The organism is Saliphagus sp. GCM10025317, from assembly GCF_042663665.1.
Taxonomy (GTDB): domain Archaea; phylum Halobacteriota; class Halobacteria; order Halobacteriales; family Natrialbaceae; genus Natronosalvus.
The window spans coordinates 1317277-1333811 of the sequence record NZ_JBHTAQ010000005.1 but is presented as its reverse complement, the minus strand read 5'-3'; the positions used below and the strand labels follow the sequence as shown (position 1 = coordinate 1333811).

The 16535-nt window shown below is 63.0% G+C and carries 14 protein-coding genes, 1 tRNA gene and 2 pseudogenes; 14 read left to right on the top strand and 3 right to left on the bottom strand.

The genetic code is table 11. The annotated features are described in order from the left end of the window. Nucleotides 1-257: 257 nt before the first annotated feature. The gene (locus ACFQS4_RS08670) at nucleotides 258-2225 is read right to left on the bottom strand and encodes a beta-propeller domain-containing protein (RefSeq protein ID WP_497901127.1); all 1968 of its coding nucleotides are present in this window, start codon (nucleotides 2223-2225) and stop codon (nucleotides 258-260) included. A gap of 183 nt (nucleotides 2226-2408) precedes the next feature. On the opposite strand from ACFQS4_RS08670, the pseudogene ACFQS4_RS08665 reads away from it, so the two are divergent. From ACFQS4_RS08665 to ACFQS4_RS08650, 4 genes and pseudogenes are all read left to right on the top strand, one after another. Beyond that, nucleotides 2409-3545: pseudogene (locus ACFQS4_RS08665) on the top strand (thiolase family protein). A 276-nt stretch (nucleotides 3546-3821) separates the two neighbouring features. Further along, entirely contained in the window at nucleotides 3822-4157 is a 336-nt protein-coding gene (locus ACFQS4_RS08660; protein ID WP_497901126.1) for a DUF7344 domain-containing protein, read from the top strand. 82 nt (nucleotides 4158-4239) lie between these two features. Then, a complete protein-coding gene (locus ACFQS4_RS08655) occupies nucleotides 4240-5031 on the top strand; it encodes a TrmB family transcriptional regulator (RefSeq protein WP_497901125.1) in 792 nt (263 codons plus the stop codon). 66 nt (nucleotides 5032-5097) lie between these two features. Further along, nucleotides 5098-5424, top strand: coding sequence for a HalOD1 output domain-containing protein (locus ACFQS4_RS08650; RefSeq protein ID WP_497901124.1), 327 nt, complete (start codon nucleotides 5098-5100; stop codon nucleotides 5422-5424). A 75-nt stretch (nucleotides 5425-5499) separates the two neighbouring features. Here ACFQS4_RS08650 and ACFQS4_RS08645 read toward each other — a convergent pair whose 3' ends face one another. Beyond that, entirely contained in the window at nucleotides 5500-6321 is an 822-nt protein-coding gene (locus ACFQS4_RS08645; protein ID WP_497901123.1) for a TrmB family transcriptional regulator, read from the bottom strand. 406 nt (nucleotides 6322-6727) lie between these two features. Next, nucleotides 6728-7125 (bottom strand): annotated as a pseudogene (tnpA, locus tag ACFQS4_RS08640) (IS200/IS605 family transposase). A gap of 43 nt (nucleotides 7126-7168) precedes the next feature. Between tnpA and ACFQS4_RS08635 the strand changes: the two are divergent. From ACFQS4_RS08635 to ACFQS4_RS08590, 10 genes are all read left to right on the top strand, one after another. After that, nucleotides 7169-8485 (top strand): RNA-guided endonuclease TnpB family protein, encoded by a 1317-nt coding sequence (locus ACFQS4_RS08635; protein WP_497901122.1) that lies wholly within the window; start codon nucleotides 7169-7171, stop codon nucleotides 8483-8485. A gap of 233 nt (nucleotides 8486-8718) precedes the next feature. Further along, nucleotides 8719-9696 carry an ROK family protein gene (locus ACFQS4_RS08630; RefSeq protein WP_497901121.1) on the top strand — a complete coding sequence of 326 codons (978 nt, stop codon included), beginning with the start codon at nucleotides 8719-8721 and terminating at the stop codon, nucleotides 9694-9696. A gap of 87 nt (nucleotides 9697-9783) precedes the next feature. Then, a complete protein-coding gene (locus ACFQS4_RS08625; protein WP_497901120.1) occupies nucleotides 9784-11340 on the top strand; it encodes an LVIVD repeat-containing protein in 1557 nt (518 codons plus the stop codon). 38 nt (nucleotides 11341-11378) lie between these two features. Then, nucleotides 11379-11741: a NifU family protein gene (locus ACFQS4_RS08620; protein ID WP_312907027.1), complete on the top strand. Its 363-nt coding sequence runs from the start codon at nucleotides 11379-11381 to the stop codon at nucleotides 11739-11741. Between the two features lie 122 nt (nucleotides 11742-11863). Then, nucleotides 11864-12499 carry an amino acid-binding protein gene (locus ACFQS4_RS08615; protein ID WP_497901119.1) on the top strand — a complete coding sequence of 212 codons (636 nt, stop codon included), beginning with the start codon at nucleotides 11864-11866 and terminating at the stop codon, nucleotides 12497-12499. Further along, on the top strand, nucleotides 12499-13443 hold the full coding sequence (locus ACFQS4_RS08610) for a homoserine dehydrogenase (protein WP_497901118.1): 945 nt from the start codon (nucleotides 12499-12501) through the stop codon (nucleotides 13441-13443). The genes ACFQS4_RS08615 and ACFQS4_RS08610 overlap by 1 nt, the downstream gene beginning before the upstream one ends. 249 nt (nucleotides 13444-13692) lie before the next feature. Then, the gene (gene tuf, locus ACFQS4_RS08605) at nucleotides 13693-14958 is read left to right on the top strand and encodes a translation elongation factor EF-1 subunit alpha (RefSeq protein WP_497901117.1); all 1266 of its coding nucleotides are present in this window, start codon (nucleotides 13693-13695) and stop codon (nucleotides 14956-14958) included. Next, nucleotides 14959-15267, top strand: coding sequence for a 30S ribosomal protein S10 (rpsJ, locus tag ACFQS4_RS08600; protein WP_253434333.1), 309 nt, complete (start codon nucleotides 14959-14961; stop codon nucleotides 15265-15267). It begins immediately after the preceding gene. Nucleotides 15268-15443: 176 nt separating this feature from the next. After that, entirely contained in the window at nucleotides 15444-16058 is a 615-nt protein-coding gene (locus ACFQS4_RS08595; protein WP_497901116.1) for a rhomboid family intramembrane serine protease, read from the top strand. Between the two features lie 95 nt (nucleotides 16059-16153). Further along, a tRNA-Ala gene (locus ACFQS4_RS08590) sits at nucleotides 16154-16225 on the top strand. The last annotated feature ends 310 nt before the right edge of the window (nucleotides 16226-16535 follow it).

The following is a 16535-nucleotide window of genomic DNA, read 5'->3' as shown; positions in this document are numbered from 1 at the left end:
GAACCTCGAGACTCGTGTTCGCGTACGCGTTCGCCCTCGACGGCCGTGTCCGTTCCTTCTCCGTCTGACCCGGGTGTCGTCCTCGAGGAGGTACCGGGGTCGGAGGCGTCGTCCACGCCGTCCGACTCGGCGTCGCTATCGCCGTCGCGATCCGTCATCCGGTCGCGGTCGTCGGCCCGCGATCCGGTGTCCTGCTCGCCGGTGTCGTCCATGCGACGTCATTCCCAGACGCTCGAAATAAGGGTTGTCCTCGCGCGCTACAGGTCGAGGCGCTTCACTTCCTCCCAGGTCGTCTGGTCGACGACGACCAGTTCGTCCTCGCCGAAGACGTACAGCGAGTCGCCGATGTACGTCGCCCGGAACGCCGGACCGTCGGTGTCGACGGTCGTGACGCGCTCGAGACCGTCCTCGTAGGCGTAGACGTGGCCGCCCTCGCTGCCCGGCAGGAAGAACACGCCGTGGCGCTCGTCGAGCAGGAAGGCGTTGTGGCTCTCGCTGACAGCCGACCAGCGATCCTCGAGGATCTCGTCATCCTCGATCACCGGGTTCTCGGGGTCGCTCGCGTCGAAGATCACGGCCTTGACCTTCCCGTCTTCCTGCCCGATGCCGAGGATGCGCTCCTCGCCCAGCGGATGGAGGTAGTCGGAGTAGCCCGGAAGCTTGAGTTCACCCTCGAGCACCGGGTTCTCGTGGTCGGAGACGTCGATGACGTGGAACGGATCGATCTGACGGAACGTGACGACGTAGGCCTTGTCGCCCTCGTAGCGCACGGAGTAGACCCGCTCGTCGACGCCCATGCCGGTGACCGAGCCGGTCACCTCGAGGTTGGAGTCGAGCACGTAGAGGTCGTTCTCCCACTCGGCGCCCGGGGCGTTGATCGTCGTCGCGATGCGCAGGTGGCCGTCGTGTTCGTCCATCGACCACTGATTCAGCGGCGTGCCGGGGACGGCGCCGCCGGCGTCGACGGAGAGGTCGCCACCGAATCCGACCTTGACGATCCCCGTCCGGTCGAACGCTCGCTTGTTCTCCTCGACGTACTCCTCCCAGGCGTCGCGGAGTTCGCGCTCTTTCGTTCGTCGCTCGTCGTCGTCGAGTCCGGCCCGCCAGTCGGCGAGGATGGCCTCGATCTCGGTCATGGTCGCGCGTTCGGACAGGTCGTAGCCCTGCAGGCGCTCGAGTCGCTCAAGCGTCCGGTCGTCGAGGTACGCCTCACCGGTCGTCAGGAGGAACTCGAGGCGGACGTCGGCGTGGGACGGCGAGTCAACGTACGTCAGGTAGACGCCGTTTTCGGAGACGTAGGTCGCGGTCGTGTACGACGAGCCGAGGAAACTCACCGAGTCCGTGACCTCGCCGCTCGAGGGGTCCAGGCGCAGCGTCGTGTACACCGTGTCGGCGCCGTTCTGATCGCTCGGGTAGTGGACGTCCGTGCAGTCGACCGCGGGGCCGTCGTCGCCGAGCGGTTCGACCGGACAGGGTTCGGCCGGCGAGACGCGGTCGGCCACAACGAGGTAGACGTCACCGTCGTAGAGGCGGGCCGTCTCGAGGTGACCCTCGAAGTCCGCCGACCAGGCCTCTTCAGGGTCTTCGGGACTCGAGACGTCGTAGCCACGCAGGCGATTGCGGTCGAACTGCACCAGAACGTCGTCGTCAGTCAAGAGCATCTCGCCCGAGCGTGGAATCTCACTCAGCGCTGTCGGGTCGTTCGGCGTCGAGGCGTCGATGACATGGGTTGCGCTTCCGCCGTGGAAGCGCCGGTCGCCGTAGTAGACGGTCTGGCCGTCGGTCTTTAGGATGTCGGGCTCGTCCAGCATCACCTCCTGGACGTTGGTCTCGGCGTAGCGGCGCTCGTCGGCACCCGAGGAGTCGCCGCTCCTGGCCGCGTCGTTCCCGTTGCCGTTCCCGCCGTTACCGCTCGCGCCGTCTCCGTCCGCCGCGTCGTCGGTGGCTTCCTCCTCGGCGGTCTCGACCGGCCGCCCCATTCCGAAGCCGAAGGACCCGGAACCCTCGTTCGACGCTCGCAGGTAGTCGGCGAACGCCGCCTCGGAGTCGAACTGCTCGATAGTCGGCTGAGGAGTGTCGTTCGATAGCTGTCGATTCTCCGGTTCGTTGGTGTCGGCTGCCGCCGGTCTCGTCCCACCGAGTTCGCCGGCGAAGGCGAATCCCACGCTCGAGCCCACGAGCAGGGCGACGAGGGCGACTGCCAGCACCTGTCGATCGAATCCCATCGGCTAGTGATTCGTCCCCATACCTCAATATACTAAGGTAAGGTAAAATCGCTCTTTCACCGTGAGCGATTCAAAGCACCTGTCTCGAGTCGGACGACAGTTTACTGCTTTGATTCGTAAACTTTGTACGCGTCTCCGCGAGTTCTACGGCCATTTAAGTTCGTGAGGGACGTCCGTGTCAGTATGACACAGACGCCAGTGATCGTCCAGGCTGTTCGGACCCCCCAAGGGAAAGACGGCGGCGTGTTCGCCGACGTTCGCAGCGAGGATCTCTCCATTCCGCTGATCGACGACATGCTCGCCGAGACCGGCCTTTCGGGCGAGGACGTCGACGATCTGATGTGGGGCTGTGCCCAGCAGCGCGACGAACAGGACAACAACATCGCCCGCGTCATCGCGTTGCTCTCGGATCTCGGCGAGTCCGTGCCGGCGACGACGATCAACCGCTGGTGTGCCTCCTCGATGCAGGCGATCATCTCCGCCTCCGACGCCATCCGCGCCGGCCAGCGCGAGTGCATCATCGCCGGCGGCGTCGAGAACATGTCGAAGGTGTCGATGGGCGACAGCTACACGACGCTCCACCCCTAGCTCGCGACCGAGTACAACGTCGGCGAACTCCAGATGGGGATGACCGCCGAGAAGGTCGCCGAACGCTACGACGTCGACCGCGAGACCCAGGACGAGTACGCCCTCCAGAGTCACCAGCGCGCCCACGCTGCGACCGAGGAGGGCCGATTCGAGGATCAGATCGTTCCCATCGAGACCGAGGACGGCACCGTGACGAAAGACGAGGGCATCCGCCCCGACACCGACCTCGAGACCCTGTCGGGCCTCCCGACGGTCTTCAAGGGCAACGGAACCGTGACGCCCGGAAACGCCTCCCAGATCTCTGACGGAGCGGCGGGCGTGATGGTCACGAGCGAGGCCTTCGCCGAGGAACACGACCTCGAGATCATGGCGACGGTCGGTTCGAACAACGTCGCCGGCGTCGACCCCACCGTGATGGGCATCGGTCCGGTCCCCGCTACCCGAGGGCTGCTCGAGCGCACCGGCCGGGACATCGATGACTACGACCTGGTGGAACTCAACGAGGCGTTCGCGAGCCAGACCGTCTACAGCCGGGACGAACTCGGCATCGACAACGAGCAGTTCAACGTCAACGGCGGCGCCATCGCGATCGGCCACCCGCTCGGCGCCTCAGGCGCCCGATTGCCCGTCGCGCTGGTCCACGAGTTGCTCGAGCGAGGGGGCGGCCGCGGGTTGGCGACGCTCTGCGTTGGATTTGGCCAGGGAGCGGCGATCGAACTCGAGGTCGAGTAGAGCCTGAACTGGGTTTTTTGGTCCAGCTTTTGCGAGCGAGGCGCGAGCCGAGCGAGTTAAAAGGTGGTTGCGTCAGGGAGCGGCGATCGAACTCGAGGTCGAGTAGCGAATATCTTCGGTAGGGGGAATATCTCTCGGACCGACCTCTCTTTTCGAGAGTGCAGGTGTAGAACACCCTGCCCAATCGTGATCTGTCAGCACCTGGAGTGTGAGGATGCGAGTGAACTGTGGGGTTAATCCCCGTGGCGACCGTCATAAGATTGAATTAGGAACACAATGAGTCAGACCATCTACAACATATCGACCGAAACGGCGCTACACCTCGTCGCCAACCAACGACGTCGATCGGTTCTCACGCAGTTGATCGAAAGCGAGCAGAACGCCGTGGCGGTGGATCTGCTCGCCGAGGACCTGTCGCCGGAGAACCCTCCCCCAGACTCAGTTGAAACGATGAGTTCCGAACGACTTCTTCTCGATCTGTATCACAACCATCTCCCGAAACTGGAAGAGGCCGGCCTCGTCGAGTACGACGACCGAACGGAAACGGTTCGTTATCATCCGAACGACCGCGTCGAAAAACTGCACCAGTTCGTCACCACTGAACTCGAGTAGTCTTCTCTCAGCGTGACTCGAGGCCGACTCGAGCGTGCCACCGTGAGGTAGGCTTTTTGCGCTCTCCATTGACGGATCAACTATGGTAGCGTTCGACGAGGAGCAGGCCGAAGCCGAGGCACTCGACCGGTTACAGGAGCTCGGGTTGTCCCAGTACGAAGCCCAGACGCTCATCAACCTCCTGCAGCTCGGGACGGGTACCGCACAGGACATCACTCGTATCAACGGCGTTCCCCGAACGCGGGTGTACGAAGCGGCGGATCAACTCCACGAACTGGGGTTCGTCGACATCCAGCACACGACGCCGCGGAAATTCACCATAATCTCGAAGGAGACCATCGTCCGTACGCTCAACACCAAACGCGAAACCACGATTACCGAACTCTCGGAGTGTCTGGAGGAAATCGGCCCCGCCCAGCCACAACGCGAGCAGTTCGGCGTCTGGACGGTCACCGGTCGAGAAGCGGTGTCCTCCCGCATCGACGAGTTCATCGCCGAGGCAGACGAGCAGATCGTCTACATGACCGTCGACGAGTTACTCACCGATGCCCATCTCGACGCGCTGCAGGCTGCTGCCGACCGAGGGGTCGAGATCTATCTGGCGGGCATCTCGGAGGCGGTCGAAGATCGCGTTCGGGAGGAGGTGCCGTCGATCGAGCTGTTCGAAACCCTCTGGGAGTGGCAGGATACGCCCGCCGGGAGCCTGTTGATCACCGACGAAGAGACGGCGCTCGTCAGCGCGCTCGTGAACGGGGCTAGCGGCGCCGACGAGATTGGGGAGACGGCGATCTGGGGCGCTGGCGACCGCAACAGTCTCGTCGTCGTCCTGCGAGCCATCTTCACTTGGCGACTCAACGACACTCGATCGGCGTGACCCTGTCCAATAATTCACTCACATCATCACACCAGTTTAATGCTGTTTGGCCGCGTTGGACGAGCAATGGTCAGTAGTGATCGAGAGGGGGATGCGCAGTCGTCAGAATCGGCTGCCGTTCACCTCCGGAAGACGTACGACTGGTCGGCCACGGCGCCGAGTTTCGCCGTAATCGACGCCCTCGCGACCGTCGAGAGCGTCGACCCAGCCGAATTGCTGACCGTGTTCGAGACGACGCTTTACGATCACGCCGACCCGGAGGCACTCGATATCCTCGTCCGAGAGCAGAAATCGGAATCGATCGGCGTTACCATTTCGATCGACCGCTACCAGGTCCGATTCGACGGTGACGAACTGATCGTCTCAGAACCGAGCGATCCCTCGTCACCGTAGCTCTGTACATCGAGTGGTCAGGAATTGCTCTTGGATCACGAACGGAAAGCATCGCCGACTACTTCGGTCGTCTGGCTACGCGTTTCCCGGATCGTTCGAAGGGGGCAACCCCGCCGATACCAGTCGACGCAACAGCACCACGATTCCGTTCTCGAGACCGCGCGCGAACACCGCCTGCTCTTTCGTTTTCCCGTCGTCGGCGTCTGGATAGTACGATCCGATCAGCAGCGTCTCGCGATCGACGAGCAGGATCCGGCTGATCGCGACCTCGTGGGCGACCGCCGGTCCGGTGAGCCAATCCAGGTCGGTCTCGAACGTGCGGACGTTGGGGAGTCCCGTCCCGAGTTGCGCGGTGATCGACTCCGTTTGCCCGCCGAGAAGAATCGAGAGTTCTCGTTCGCGTGCCGCCTCGAGACGCTCGAACAGCGTCTCCGACAGCAGTTCCTCGTCGACGACGAGCAGTGCGATTTCTGATTCCGCCCCATCGATGAGGTCGAGCGTCCGCGACTCGATCGCCTCGTTTCCCATCAGCGACCACACTTCCTGGAGCTGGGTGTCCTCCTCCTCGAGTTTTCGGCGTTCGATCGTCTGGAGAGACGTTTCGAGCGATTCGATACGGGCGTCGTACTTCCGGCGGAGCGTCCGCGTCGCCTCGGCGATCCCCACGGCTCGAAACCGCTGTGGGCTCGCGTGCTGTACTTCGACCAGTCCCTGTGACTCGAGTACACCGATTGCATCGTACACCCGCGTCCGAGGCACCTCGGAGATCTCGTGGATCTCTTTCGCCGTGCCGGTGGACAGCTGTGTGAGCGCCAGAAAACAGCGCGCTTCGTACTCCTTGAGTCCGAGTTCCTGCAGCAGACTAATCGCCTCTGAGATGCGTTCTTCCTGTGTCATGGCCCAACCACGAGTCCGGTTTTCCGAACGTGTGCGGTTGGCGGCGGTGACGGAAAAGGATTCGTGTCGTAGACCGCGCTCGGACTAGATCCGTTCCGGCGGATCGAGCGAGGAGACACTGTTCACTCAGATAATCACACAAACTACTTGAGGGCACACTCGCTATGGACAACTGGCGTGTCCCGTTATGGCCCAACCACTATGGGACACGCTGATGTCGCTTTCTACCGACCCTTGCGCTGAGTAGCGCGTCGTCCACTCGTGGCATCGGTGACAATCGAAGTCGTCAACCAGTGAGTGATCCGACGGTGCCGGATTTTTCGTCCAGCTGGGACGAACGAAGTCTAAAGGAAACAGCAAGAGTTCCACGGGTCACCTGACCCGTAGGTGAATCGCGTACACTCGCCTAGTGTTCCGTCTCCTCGATGTACCGACGAACCACGTCCTCGGAAACAACACCAGTCGTCCCAACGCAGTATCCATCCTTCCACAACCCACTTCCCCAGAAATACCGCTGTTTGATTTCTGGATGGCGTTTCAGAATCGTTCGGCCCCAGTAGCCCTTGAATTGCTTGGCAATCTCGGCAGGACTCCATTTCGGGTCAGCCTCCACGAACAAGTGAACGTGGTCAGTAGCAATCTCCATCGACACGATCTCGTGACCGAACCGTTCAGCAGTTCCTTGAAACAACTCCGCAAGTTCGCCTCGAACTACTCCAACACCTCATGCCGATACTTCGGATACCACACGAAATGATATTTACACGAACCAATCGAATGTGCATGACTCCTGTAGTCTCCCATCCTAAACCCTTCTTTTATTATCATTTGATTCGATAGTCAAGGTATGGGTATCGAAGAAGTTACGAAGACCGCACGCACTCGGCTCTGCATAGAGTCTGGTGAGCGGTCGTGGCTCAAAGATGCCCGATTCACCGCACGAGACATCTCCAACGACACACTCCGACTCAAACAACAAGGCTACAACCGCACTGAGATTCAGAACGAAGTTGACCGCGATGACTTCCTTCGGAACAACAAGTGTGCGGTCGTCGGGAAAGCCCTGCAAGCGTGGGACTCCTACAAAGAACTCCTCAACTGGTGGTACGACCAAAACGACACCAACGTCGGGAAACCGTCGCCACCAGCCACGGACAAGAAAGGAGCCTATCCGCTCGTTATGGCGCACACCGAAGGCTACCGACTCACCTACGACGACGAGGACAACCGTATTCGGTTCCGTGTAAGTCCAAAGCCGTACAAGAAGGTGAAAGGACACCTTCGAGGGCGACCGGAAGACATCAACCTCATCGAGTCAGCCTTGACCGAAGATGAGTGGTCGTTGGGACAGGCCGAACTTCTGTACCGAGATGGCGTGTACTACCTACACGTCACGGTCAAAACAGAAGTCGAAGTGCCTGAACCTGAAGACGCTGACACACTCGTCGGCGTCGATATTAACGAGCGCAACATCTCTCTCACCGCTCTTAATCGTGAGACGATGGACACGCTCGGAACACTCGTGCTTGACTACGGCTCGGTGAAAGCCGAGCGCCAACGCTACCACACCATCGCCAAACGCTGTCAAGAACACGGCCAACACTCTATCCACCACCAACTCGGGGAGAAAGAAGAACGCTACACTGAGTGGATTCTTCACCGGATGTCCCGAGTCGTGGTCGAGTTCGCCCAACAATTCTCGAACCCTGTTATTGTGTTCGAGGACTTGAGTGGGATTCGAGACGCCATCAAGTACGGCACGTACATGAACCGGCGTCTGCATAAACTCCCGTTCCATAAGTTCGAGAAACAGGTTCGATACAAGGCAACGTGGAATCAGGTTCCGTGTGAGACGGTTGAGTCGCCGTACAACTCGAAGTCGTGTTCGTGCTGTGGACACCGTGGCTACCGCCAAGGTCGGCGGTTCCGCTGCACTAACGATGAGTGTGCGGTTCAGCAAGATCACGCTGACCGAAACGCGAGCGTGAATGTGGCGTGGCGAACGTGGGCGAAACACGCTGGCGTAGACGTTGAATCGGTTAATTACCGGACTCGCAAAACCCAACCGATTGTTCGGAAGGTGAGCCTGTCTGGGTCGGGGCGCTCTGTAAACCGCCCATCCTCATCCCGCGAAATCGCTTCGCGTGGAGTGCTATCGGCGTAGGCTGAGGGAACTAGAAAAGCCACGGGTCACCCGACCCGTGGTCGTTTACACCAGGATTGACACGACAAGTGACTCGAGTACGACCTTTCTCCCGACACGTTGATGAATTTACCCTCTCGTTAGTTCGGCTGGTCGACTCGAGACGCGTGTTGACACGTGCATTGGGTGGTGTACTCGCTCTCGAGTAAGGATGTGTGTAGTTAAGTGTGGGGGCGTCGGTTGCACGGATAGGAATGGTCTACTACGCGGGCGTCGACCTCGGCGCGACCAACGTTCGTGCGGTCGTCGGCGACGGCGAGGGTCGAACCATCGGCTCGAGCAAGAACGGGACGCCTCGAGGCCCGACCGGGATCGACGTGACCGAGAAAGTTCTCGCGACGCTTCGGGAAGCCTGCGCGGACGCCGGGGTTGAACCGGCTCGGGTCGAGGCCGTCGGCATCGGCTCGATCGGTCCGTTCGACCTCGCCGAGGGAGCGGTGATCGATCCCGCAAACTTTCCGGAGACGGTCGATCGAATCCCGCTAACGGGCCCAATTTCGGTGCTCGTCGACTCCGAGGAGGTCTACCTCCACAACGACACCAACGCAGGCGTCATCGGCGAACGATTCCACTCCGACCGGAATCCCGACGACATGGTGTACGTCACGGTCTCCTCGGGGATCGGCGCTGGAGTGTGCTGTGACGGGCGGATCATCTCCGGCTGGGACGGCAACGCGGGCGAGGTCGGCCACTGTGTCGTCGACCCCCGCGGGCGACTGACCTGTGGATGTGGCAAGGAAGGCCACTGGGAGGGGTACTGTTCGGGGAACAACATCCCCGAGTACGCCCGCCTGCTGGCCGAGGACGACCCCTCGATCGACACCAGCCTGCCCCTCGAGGACCCCGACTTCACGGCCAAGGACGTCTTCGATCTGGCCGGCGAGGACCAACTCGCCGACCACACGATCGAGCAGGTCGCCCACTGGAACGTCATCGGCATTTCGAACATCGTTCACTCTTACGCACCGCTGGTCGTCTCCCTCGGCGGTGCCGTCGTCTTGCACAACGAGGACCTCGTGGTCGACCCCATCCGCAAACGGGTCCCCGAGATGGTGATGTCGAACGTCCCCGAGATCACCGTCACCGATCACGGAGACGACGTCGTCCTCGAGGGGGCGCTAGCGAGCGCGATGACCGAGGGAACCGGCGACCGGCGTCGAATGCGCGGGTAGCCGTGTACTGGCGTCAGCGTCGACTGCGCGGGTCGCACCGCCAACGACATCGAACAACGTTTTATACCCCCGGTTCGTGTTGAGAATATGCAACGACGTGCCCTCCTTCGGTCGGTCGCTGGTGGCTGTGGCGTCGGCGTCGGCCTCGGTCTCGGTCTCGGCCTCTCGAGCGGATCCGCAATCGCCTCGGCGGCACAGGAATCCTACGAACCCCTGGGATCGGTCCCCGTCGACGGGGCCTGCGAGGTCGTCGTCGGCGACGACCAGGAGACGGCCTACCTCGCGACGGTCGACGGCTTCGCCACCGTCGACGTGAGCGATCCGGCCGATCCGCAGGTGCTAGCCGACAGACGAGGCCTCCTCGAGGACGTCCAGAACGAGGACCGCTCGTTCACCGAGATCCTCGACGTCGAGGTTAGCGGCGACCGCCTGATCGTCCCCGGGCCGGCAAATCCCGGCGAGCCCGACATATTCCACGGATTTCTCCAGTACGACGTGAGCGATCCCGCGAACCCGACGCTGATCGGCGAGCCCGTCGAGACGGGGTATCACCTCCACAACTGCTTTCTCGACGGCGATCGTCTCTACCTCCCCCGCAACGAGGTGGGGCAGAATCGGCGGCCGAACGCGGTCGAAATCTACGACCTGAGCGGGGACGACCCCCAACGCCTCGGCGAATGGTCGCTGCTCGATCACGAGCCGCGGTGGGACGACGTCACCAACCACTTCCTCTGGTACCTTCACGACGTAACCGTCCACGACGAGATCGCCGTCCTCCCCTTCTGGAACGCCGGCACCTACCTCGTCGACGTGAGCGATCCGAGCGAGCCAACGTACGTTTCGCACGTGTCGGAGACGTCCCTCGAGGAGCAACTCGAGATCAGCGACGCCGAGATGATGGACTACTACACCGGACTCCCCGGCAACGACCACTACGGCGCGCTCGACGACACCGGGTCGATCCTCGCGGTGGGCCGGGAGGCCTGGGTGACCGACGCACCCGAGGCCAACCGACACGGCGGCATCGACCTCTACGACGTCAGTGATCTCGAGAACCCCGTCCACGCGGCGACCATCGACGCGCCGGAGACGCCGAACGGCGCTTATGAGGCCGGCCAGTGGACGACCTCGCACAACTTCGAACTTCACGACGGCCACCTCTACTCCTCGTGGTACCGTGGCGGCGTAAAGCTCCACGACCTCTCGACGCTCGAGGAGCCCGAGGAGATTGCCGCCTGGCGAGACCCGTCCGTTGCCGCCTTCTGGACGGCCCGGGTACTCGAGCCGTCGGCGACGTTCGTCGCCAGCAGTACGCCAATCCTCCCCAACGCCGAAACTGAGGGCGCGCTGTACGTCTTCGCGAGCGAGGCCGGCGAACAGGCCGATCCGCCGTCTTTCGAGGGCGACACGGGCGATCCCAGTGAAGATGCCGACGGAAACGAAACCGACGCGGGTAACGACGGAAATGAAACCGACACGGGCAACGACGAAAACGAAAGCGACCCTGGTGACAACGAGACGGCCGACGCAGACGCCGGGGCCGAGGAATCCGAATCGGATTCGACCCCCGGATTCACCGCCGCGGGCGCAGCGGGAGTCGTCGGCGGGACCCTCGCGCTCGAGGCCTGGCGTCGTCGCCGGTAAACCAAACCCTTTCGGCGGTCGGCTTCCTAGAACGCCCAATGACCGACGCCGACGACGAGCCACTGAAAGCGCGCGTCGAGCAGTGGCTCACCCGCGAGATGCCGATCATCAAGATGCACGGCGGGACGAGCGCCGTCCGCGAAGCCGATCCGGAGACCGGCGAGGTGATCATCGAACTCGGCGGCGGCTGTACCGGCTGTGAGGTCGCGGACATCACGACCAGCAACATCGAGGCCGAGTTGCTGACCTGGCCCGAGATTACCGACATCACCGTCCGGGTTCCCGACCCACGCGAGAGCCTCGGCGGACCCGACCAGGCCGAGTCGATCATGGGCATCGACCGAACCGAGGGCGGACGCGGGGACTGGGGGTCCTCGAACCCGGGGAAGGACCACTTTTAAAGCCTGACCGTGGCACCTGCTGACACCGCCGGTCAGTTTTGGCGGCGCCTATACGCTTTTTTATGCCCGTTACGCAGATGGAGCCATGACGACGCGTGGACGACCGTCAGGAGGGATCGTCGATGAGTGACGAGTACGCTTCCGGGTCGTCGACAACAGGGACCGCGGCCGACGACGATGCTGGGGCTGACGGCGACACTAACGCCGGGACTGACGGCGAAGACAACTCTCCGGAGACCGACGGTGGCCGACAGGCCTACACCGTCCGCCTCGAGCTGGTCGACGAACCAGGCGAACTCCTCCGGGCGCTAGCGCCGATCAGCGAACACGGCGGCAACCTCCTGAGCATCCACCACGAGCGCGGAAACATCACCCCGCGAGGTCACATCCCCGTCGAGGTCGACCTCGAGTGCGTCCCGGCCCGGTTCGACGACGTCGTCGACGGGTTACGCGACGCCGGCATCAACGTCATCCAGGCCGGACCCGAGCGCTACGGCGAAGAACTGACCGTGGTGCTCGTCGGCCACCTCGTCGAGACCGACCTCTCGGATTCGCTCTCGCGGATCGAAGGCGACGCCCACGCCGGCGTTCTCGATCTCTCGCTGAACGCCCCCGACGGAACCGACGCGGTCTCGAGCGCGCGACTTCGCCTCGCCGTGGACACGGGTCGACGCGAGACCGTCCTGGAGGGCCTCCGCTCACTCGCCGACGAGAAGGGACTCGGCCTGATCGAGCCGCTGTCGGGAGGTGAGATCTGATGCGCCTCGCGATTCTCGGCGCCGGGGCCGTCGGCGGGTCGGTCGCGGAACTCGCCGGCGAGTACGGCCACGAGGTCGTCGCCTTGGCGAACTCGAGTCGGGCCGCTGTCGCCCCCGCTGGCGGGGAACTCGACGTCGAGTCGACACTCGAACGAGCGGCGAGCGACGAACCCCTCGGCTCGAGCGACCCAGATCAGGTCTTCGAGACCGACTACGACGTCCTGGTTGAGGCGACCCCGACGACCCTCAGCGACGCCGAACCCGGCTTCTCGCACGTCGAGCGAGCGCTGGCCGACGACAGACACGTCGTCCTCGCGAACAAGGGGCCGGTCGCCGAGCGCTACGAGGACGTTCGCGCGCTCGATCGCGAAAGCGCGGGGTCGGTTCGGTTCGAGGCCGCCGTCGGCGGCGCGATTCCGGTGCTCTCGACCATCGAGGATTGCACGCCCCAGGCCGTCACCACGGTTCGCGGCGTGCTCAACGGCACGGCGAACTTCATTCTGACGCGGATGGCCGCGGAGGGTCTCGAGTACGAGCACGTCCTCGCGGAGGCCCAGGATCTGGGCGTGGCCGAAGCGGACCCGACGTTCGACGTCGACGGCACCGACGCCGCGCTCAAGTGCGTCATCCTGGCGAACGTCCTCGCTGACGGCGGATTCTCCCTCGAGGATGCCGACGTGACCGGCATCCAGGACGTTCCGCCGAGCGCGCTCGAACTCGCGGCCGAGGACGGCCGAACGATTCGCCTCGTCGGGGAGGCGACCCGGGAGGGGGTGCGCGTTGGCCCGCGACTCGTCCCCGAAAACGGCGCGATGGCCGTCTCCGGCACGCGAAACATCGTCCAGATCCAGACGCGCCACGCGGGCGATCTCTACTCGAGCGGCCGCGGCGCGGGCGGACCGGAGACGGCGACGGCGGTGCTCTCGGACGTGGGGCGACTCTGAGGGGAGGCGGGGTAACTCTGAGGACTCGAGCACGCCCCAGGACCCGCGTGCCGTCGCCCCGTGGTTTGTCACACTGGCGCCGGGCTCGAGTGAGCGACCCACCGATCAGCAACGAACACCGTCAGTGCGTGCGCACTACTCACAAACCGCAAGCAAGCGACGGGGTCACACGAATACGCTTTCGAAATGGTTTTAACCGCATCGGCCAAAAGAGACCGATATAAGCGCCTTTGCGCGTGAGCTACAACAATGAGCGACAAACCGCACCAGAACCTGGCCATCATCGGCCACGTCGACCACGGAAAGAGTACGCTGGTCGGACGCCTCCTGTTCGAGACGGGAAGCGTACCCGAGCACGTCATCGAGCAGCACCGACAGGAAGCCGAAGAGAAGGGCAAGGGCGGCTTCGAGTTCGCCTACGTCATGGACAACCTCGCTGAGGAGCGAGAGCGTGGTGTCACCATCGACATCGCCCACCAGGAGTTCGACACGGACAAGTACTACTTCACCATCGTCGACTGTCCTGGTCACCGCGACTTCGTCAAGAACATGATCACGGGCGCCTCCCAGGCCGACAACGCCGTCCTCGTCGTCGCCGCCGACGACGGTGTCGCGCCCCAGACCCAGGAGCACGTCTTCCTGGCCCGCACGCTCGGTATCAACGAGCTCATCATCGGCATCAACAAGATGGACGTCGTCGACTACTCCGAAGACTCCTACAAGGAAGTCGTCGACGAGGTCAACAAGCTCCTCAACCAGGTCCAGTTCCAGGTCTCGGACGACTCGTTCATCCCGATCTCGGCCTTCGAGGGCGACAACATCGCCGAGTCCTCCGACAACACGCCCTGGTACGACGGCCGTACCCTTCTCGAGTCCCTCAACGACCTGCCCGAGACCGACGAGCCCTCGGACGCACCGCTGCGTCTCCCCATCCAGGACGTCTACACCATCTCCGGTATCGGGACCGTCCCTGTCGGACGCCTCGAGACCGGGACGATGAACGTCGGCGACAACGTCTCCTTCCAGCCCAGCGACGTGGGCGGCGAAGTGAAGACGATCGAGATGCACCACGAGGAAGTCCCCTCGGCCGGCCCCGGTGACAACGTCGGATTCAACGTCCGCGGCATCGGCAAGGACGACATCCGTCGCGGTGACGTCTGTGGCCCCGCCGACGACCCGCCGAGCGTCGCCGAGACCTTCCAGGCGCAGATCATCGTCATGCAGCACCCCAGCGTGATCACCGCGGGATACACCCCGGTTTTCCACGCACACACCAGCCAGGTCGCCTGTACGATCGAGTCCATCGACAAGAAGATGGACCCCTCGAGCGGCGAGGTCAGCGAGGAGAACCCCGACTTCATCCAGTCGGGCGACGCCGCGGTCGTCACGATCCGACCGCAGAAGCCCCTCAGCATCGAGCCGGCAAGCGAGATCCCCGAACTCGGGAGCTTCGCCATCCGCGACATGGGTCAGACCATCGCCGCCGGCAAGGTCCTGAGCGTCAACGAGAAATAAATGCAGCAAGCACGCGTTCGACTCGCGGGCACCAACCCGAACGATCTGGACAACATCTGTGCAGACGTCCGCGAGATTGCGAACAACACCGGCGTCAACCTCAGCGGGCCGATCCCGCTGCCAACGAAGACGCTCGAGGTGCCAACGCGAAAGTCGCCTGACGGCGAAGGCACCGCTACGTGGGAGCACTGGGAGATGCGCGTCCACAAGCGCCTGATCGATCTGGACGCCGACGAACGCGCACTCCGACAGCTCATGCGCATCCAGGTGCCGAACGACGTCTCGATCGAGATCGTCCTCGAGGACTGAGGCGGTTTCTCGAGTCACGATCACGGTCACGAGATTCGTTTTCACTCGTTTATTCGACGCTCGAGCGGCTGCACTGGGAGGGCAGGCTCGAGACTCAATGCGACCCCTGCCGCCCCCGAACCCGACGACGCACATTCGCGGTACATACTTTTGTGTCCGATCGACGAACACCTAATATGGCGTCTGACTCCGCGAGCCCGATTCTCGAGACGCTCGGTTTGTTCGCGATCGTGTTCGTCCTGCAGGTGATCGCAGCGATGTTCAGCCTCGGTCTGATGGCCGGCCTCTTCGTCCTCGCACCGCCGCTCGAGTCCAACCCGTGGACGATTCTCACGAGCGTCTACGCCCACGGCGGCGTAGGTCACCTCGTCTCGAACAGCATCGGGCTGATCGTCTTCGGTTGGCCCATCGCTCGTGCGACGACCCGGCTTCGATTTCACACGTTCTTCGTGCTGACCGGTGCGATCGCCGGGATCTCACAGATCCTCGTGACGAGTGCAATTGGGCCGGCCACGTCCGTCCTCGGCGCCAGTGGCGCCGTCTTCGCGCTCATGGGCTACCTGATCGCCGGTAACCGCGTCTCCGACAGTGTAGCCGCCCGCGTCGAGATTCCGCTCTGGGCGACGCTACTGGCGTTCGTCGTCCTGGCGGCCGTGATCACGGTCGCCACCGGTGCCCCAGGCATCGCACTCGTGGCCCACTTCACCGGGTTCCTGCTGGGGCTCGTGACCGGTCGTCTGGGCGTCCTCGAGGTCTCGCGGGCCGCCGAACGAACTCGAGCGATGGCGTGAGAAGCGAGCCAGGGACTCGAACGAGCACGCCACTTCATGTCGAACCCACCCCGAAACACAAGCTACAAGTACGAACCATGGATAGAATTCCTCGAGGGCTCGTAGATCAGTGGCAGATCGCTTCCTTCGCAAGGAAGAGGCCCCGGGTTCAAATCCCGGCGAGTCCATGACGCGACGACGCGGAGCCTAATCGATAGCCCACGTCGGCCTTTTATCATACTCACACGCTCCAGAGCCCCGAGTCCAACCCGTTTTCCGGCAACCGCTAACGCTTCGATTTGACCCCGTCTCGGGTGACCCGTCGCAGCCGTCATGCGATTGTATCCAGTGGACCGACGCCCAGCCAGTAAACGTTATCCCCGTATACATTTCTCCCACGCCAATTCTCACTGGTGAAAACAGGTCCACTGAGACCGATCCTTGCACATCGCGCACCTGCCAACAGCTGCGGCTGATAATCAGGCCGCGAGAACTATG